3 protein-coding genes are annotated in these 5326 nt (G+C 69.1%); all 3 read left to right on the top strand.

From position 1 onward, the window contains the following. The first annotated feature begins 407 nt into the window (after positions 1-407). Complete coding sequence (xdhA, locus tag AC1D2K_RS29100) at positions 408-1991, top strand: xanthine dehydrogenase small subunit (RefSeq protein WP_478093199.1); 1584 nt, start codon at positions 408-410, stop codon at positions 1989-1991. 1 nt (position 1992) lies between these two features. Further along, positions 1993-4419: a xanthine dehydrogenase molybdopterin binding subunit gene (gene xdhB, locus AC1D2K_RS29095; RefSeq protein ID WP_478093197.1), complete on the top strand. Its 2427-nt coding sequence runs from the start codon at positions 1993-1995 to the stop codon at positions 4417-4419. A 65-nt stretch (positions 4420-4484) separates the two neighbouring features. Further along, positions 4485-5326 (top strand): LysR family transcriptional regulator (locus tag AC1D2K_RS29090; protein ID WP_478093195.1); only part of this gene is annotated, 842 nt, incomplete at its 3' end.

Below are 5326 nucleotides of genomic sequence, written 5' to 3'. Positions count from 1 at the left end.
GAACGGGTGGAGTCCAGGATTGCCGTGGAAGCCTCCACCGTGATGCTGAAAACCTCCGCCATGGCCGTTGCCACCCTGCATTCCGTTGAAGGCGAGGCTGGGGGTGGGGGCGCCGGACACGGCGGCGATCAGGAAGGCCAAAGCCAGCAGTTTCTTCATGAAGAACTCCAGCAGTGAGGGGTGGCCTGGTTGGACCCTGGGTTCACGGGCGGAGTTCGCTGTTCGCCGGGCCTTCGCAGCGCCACAATGAGGCCCGGCCCCAAGGGTTTTCCCGGGCGTCACATACCGGCGCCCACATAAGAGATATGGCGGCGACCGTATGCATGCAGCGCCGCAAAGCACTAACTTCCAGTTGGCCCGATTCTTGATCGTTCCAGAGCGTTGACTAAGACACCCACGAGACCCGCATGACCCCGAGCACCCAACCCATCCGCTTCTTCCACCGCGGCCGGATCGTCGACGTCGGCGGCGTGCATCCGACCCGCTCGGTGCTCGACTGGCTGCGCGAGGATGCCCGCTGCACCGGCACCAAGGAAGGCTGCAACGAGGGCGATTGCGGTGCCTGCACCGTGGTCATCGGCGAGCTGGCCCAGCCCGGCGACAAAGAGGCGGTGGGCGGCCTGCGGCTGCAGACGGTCAACGCCTGCATCCAGTTCCTGCCGACGCTGCACGGCAAGGCGCTGTTCACGGTCGAGGACCTGAAGGCGCAGTGCAGCCACGGCAGGGATCCGGCCCAGCACGACAAGCATCCGGTGCAGCGCCTGCACCCCGTGCAACAGGCGATGGTCGACTGCCATGGCTCGCAGTGCGGCTTCTGCACCCCCGGCTTCGTGATGTCGCTGTGGTCGACCTACGAGCATCACCAGGAAGGCGGCAGCCGGCCGACCCGCCAGCAACTGGCCGACGAGCTGTCGGGCAACCTGTGCCGCTGCACCGGCTACCGGCCGATCCTCGATGCCGGCCAGCGCATGTTCGACCTGCCCGGCGTGCGGCTCGACACCGCGCCCGTGGTCGAGGCCCTGTCCACCCTGAAGCGCGACAGCACCTTCGACTACGCCGCGCCCCTGGGCCAGCGGCTGGACCATTTCCACGCACCGACCACGCTGGCCGAACTCGCCGCCCTGCGCGAAGCCAAGCCGGGCGCGCAGTTGCTCGCCGGTTCGACCGACGTCGGCCTGTGGGTCAACAAGCAGTTCCGCGATCTCGGCGACATCATCTCGGTGGGCGACGTGGCCGAACTGAAGGTGGTCGAGGAGCGCGCAGACGCCCTCTACATCGGTGCCGGCGCCTCGCTCGAGAGCGCCTTCCGCGCGCTGGCGCAGCGCGCGCCGAGCCTGACCGACGTCTGGCTTCGCTTCGCCTCGCCCCCCATCCGCAATGCGGGAACCATGGGCGGCAACGTCGCCAACGGCTCGCCGATCGGCGATTCGCCGCCGGTGCTGATGGCGCTGGATGCCGAAATCGAGCTGCGCCGCGGCGAGCATGTGCGCCGCATGCCGCTGACGGATTTCTACGTCGACTACATGAAGAACCGGCTCGAGCCCGGCGAGTTCGTGCAGGGGATGTCGGTGCCTCTCGCGGCGCTCCGGCGGCAGGTCAGGGCCTACAAGATCAGCAAGCGCTTCGACTGCGACATCTCGGCCTTGTGCGGCGGCTTCTCGATCGCGCTCGATGGCGATGTGGTCAAGGAAGTGCGCCTCGCCTTCGGCGGCATGGCCGCCACGGTCAAGCGCGCCGCGCGGGCCGAGGCCGCGCTGACGGGCAAGCCCTGGACCCAGGCCAGCGTCAACGCCGCGAAGCTCGCGCTGGCGCAGGACTTCAAGCCGCTGACCGACATGCGGGCCAGCGCCGACTACCGCCTGCAGGTGGCGCAGAACCTGCTGCAGCGCCTGTGGCTGGAAACGCGCACCACCGACCCRCTGCCGGTGGAAGCCACCAGCGTCTGGAGCGTGATGCCCCATGCCGCCCTCGACGCCGTGCAAGGAGCCTGACATGAACAAACCCCTCGACCCCAGCCTGCTCCAGCCCGCGGAAGCCTTCGCGGACTACCTCACGAACGCGGCCGCCCGCATCGACGAGCGCGCCGAGGCCAAGGCGCACGGCGACGGTGCGCGCGTGGGCATCAGCCGTCCGCACGAGTCGGCGCAGCTGCACGTGGCCGGCGAGGCGACCTACATCGACGACATCCCGGAACTCGCGGGCACGCTGCACTGCGCGCTGGGCCTCTCGCCCGCAGCCCACGGCCGCCTGAAGGACATGAAGCTCGACGCCATCCGTGCGATGCCGGGCGTGGTGGCGGTGCTCACGGCGGCCGACATTCCGGGCAGCAACGACTGCGGCTCGATCGTCCATGACGACCCGATCCTCTGCAGCGGCGACATCCGCTACCTGGGCCAGCCGGTGTTCGCGGTGATCGCCGAGACGCGCGACGCCGCACGCCGCGCCGCGGCCCGCGCCGGCGACGCGCTCGAGATCGACGCCGAGCCGCCGGTGCTGACGCCGCAGGACGCGCACGCCAGGGGCCAGTACGTGGTGCCGCCGATGCACCTGGTGCGCAGCACGAACGAGGGCGGCGCGCAGGCCGCGATCGCGAAGGCGCCGCACCGGCTCAAGGCCGAGCTCGACGTCGGCGGCCAGGAGCAGTTCTACCTCGAAGGCCAGATCAGCTACGCGATCCCGAAGGAGGGCGGCACGATGCACGTGTACTGCTCGACCCAGCATCCGAGCGAGATGCAGCACCTGGTCGCGCACGCGCTGCACCTGCACGCCAACGAGGTTCAGGTCGAGTGCCGGCGCATGGGCGGCGGCTTCGGCGGCAAGGAGTCGCAGTCGGCGCTGTTCGCCTGCGTGGCGGCGGTGGCGGCCAACAAGCTCAGGCGTCCGGTCAAGCTGCGGCTGGACCGCGACGACGACTTCATGATCACCGGCCGGCGCCACTGCTTCTGGTACGAGTACGAGGTCGGCTACGACGACGAGGGCCGCATCCTCGGCGCCGAGATCACGATGGTGTCGCGCGCCGGCCACTCGGCCGACCTGTCGGGCCCGGTGATGACCCGCGCGCTGTGCCACTTCGACAACGCCTACTGGCTGCCCGACGTCGCGATGCACGGCTACTCGGGCAAGACCAACACCCAGAGCAACACCGCCTTTCGCGGCTTCGGCGGCCCGCAGGGCGCGATCGCGATCGAGAACATCCTCGACAGCGTGGCGCGCGAACTGGGCCGCGACCCGCTCGACGTGCGGCGCATCAATTTCTACGGCAAGGGCGAGCGCGACGTCACGCCCTACGGCCAGCGGGTCAGCGACAACATCATTCACGAGCTTGTGGCCGATCTCGAAGCCACCAGCGGCTACCGCGCACGGCGCGAGGAGATCGCGGCCTTCAATGCGAAGAGCCCGGTGCTCAAGCGCGGCATCGCGCTGGCGCCGCTCAAGTTCGGCATCTCGTTCAACGTCAAGCACTTCAACCAGGCCGGCGCGCTGGTCCATGTCTACACCGACGGCTCGATCCTCGTGAACCACGGCGGCACCGAGATGGGTCAGGGCCTCAACACCAAGGTGGCACAGGTGGTCGCGCACGAACTCGGCGTCAGCTTCGAGAGCGTGCGGGTCACGGCGACCGACACGCAGAAGGTCGCCAACACCTCGGCGACCGCCGCGTCGACCGGCGCCGACCTCAACGGCAAGGCCGCGCAGGACGCGGCACGCCAGATCCGCGAGCGGCTGGCCGCCTGCGCCGCGGCGCGCCACGGCGGCGAGGCCGGCGCGGTGCGTTTCGCCAACGACAAGGTCGAAGTCAACGGCCGCACGCTGCCCTTCGCCACGGTGATCGGCGAGGCCTACCTCGACCGCGTGCAGCTCTGGTCCGACGGCTTCTATGCGACGCCGGGCCTCTCCTGGGACAAGGACCGGATGTTCGGCCGCCCGTTCTACTACTTCGCCTACGGCGCGGCGGTGAGCGAGGTGATCGTCGACACGCTGACCGGCGAATGGAAGCTGCTGCGCGCCGACATCCTGCACGACGCCGGCAAGTCGCTGAATCCGGCCGTCGACATCGGCCAGGTCGAGGGCGCCTTCATCCAGGGCATGGGCTGGCTCACGACCGAGGAACTGGTCTGGCACCCGAAGACCGGCCTCCTGACCACCCATGCGCCCAGCACCTACAAGATCCCGACCGCCAACGACTGCCCGCCGGTGTTCAACGTGCGGCTGTTCGAAGGCCAGAACTTCGAGGACTCGATCCACCGCAGCAAGGCGGTCGGCGAGCCGCCGCTCCTGCTGCCGTTCTCGGTCTTCTTCGCGATCCGCGACGCGGTGTCGGCGGTGGGCGGCCACCGGGCCGATCCGCCGCTGCGCGCGCCGGCCACCAGCGAGGCGATCCTGAAGGCGATCACCGCGGTGCAGCAGGCCGCCGCCTGAGGGCCTTTCCATGTGAATGCAGCGCTGTATAACTGCCCGCACATTCCAGACCACGGCGGGCAGACATGAGAGACCAAGCGCTTCTCGACAAGATCGATCTTCATCTCATCCGGGTTCTACACACCGTGCTGACCGACCGCAGCGTCTCGCGTGCCGCCATCCGATTGGGGATGTACCAGCCCGCCGTCTCCGCCGCCCTCAAACGGCTGCGCGAGCTCTCGGGCGACCCGCTGCTGGTGCGCTCGGGCTCGGGCATGGTGCCGACCGATGCCGGACTGCGCATGATCGAGCCCGCTGCGGCGATCCTGCGCTCGGCCGAGGTGCTGTTCAGCGACGCCCGCGGCTTCGATCCGCAGACCGCGGCCACCACCTTCCGCATCGCCGCCAGCGACTACATGGACCCGCTGTTCCTGCCGATGCTGGTGGCGCAGATCAAGAGCCAGGCGCCGCTGTGCCACATCGAGATCCATCCGCTGTCGTCCGACTCGGACTATCACTCGCACCTGTCGCTCGGGCAGGTCGACCTGGTGATCGGCAACTGGCTCAAGCCGCCGGAGGACCTGCACATGGCGCGCCTGTTCGGCGACGACATCGTTTCGATGGTCAACAAGGACCATCCGGCGGTGCGCCGCGGCTGGGACCTGGAGAGCTGGCTCGCGGCCGAGCACATCGCGCCGACGCCCACGCACCCGGGGGCGCGCGGGATCATCGACCAGATGCTCGACGAGATGGGGCGGCAGCGCAACATCATGGCGCGCTGCGCCCATTTCGGGCTGATTCCGGACATGGTGGCCTCGAGCCTGCTGGTGCTCACCACCGGGCGCCAGTACTGCGAGCGTTTCCTCGACCGGCTGCCGGTCGCGATCCTCGACTGCCCGGTGCCGCTGCCGCGCCTCATGTACTACCA

The sequence above is a fragment of the Variovorax sp. P1_H12_2 genome, from assembly GCF_056405335.1.
The sequence above is the reverse complement of the archived record's forward strand: the minus strand, read 5'-3'. Positions and strand labels throughout refer to the sequence as shown.

What these genes read in the sequence shown, in the direction of transcription:
- xdhB (WP_478093197.1), top strand. Translation starts at nt 1,993, where the DNA reads ATGAACAAACCCCTCGACCCCAGCCTGCTCCAGCCCGCGGAAGCCTTC.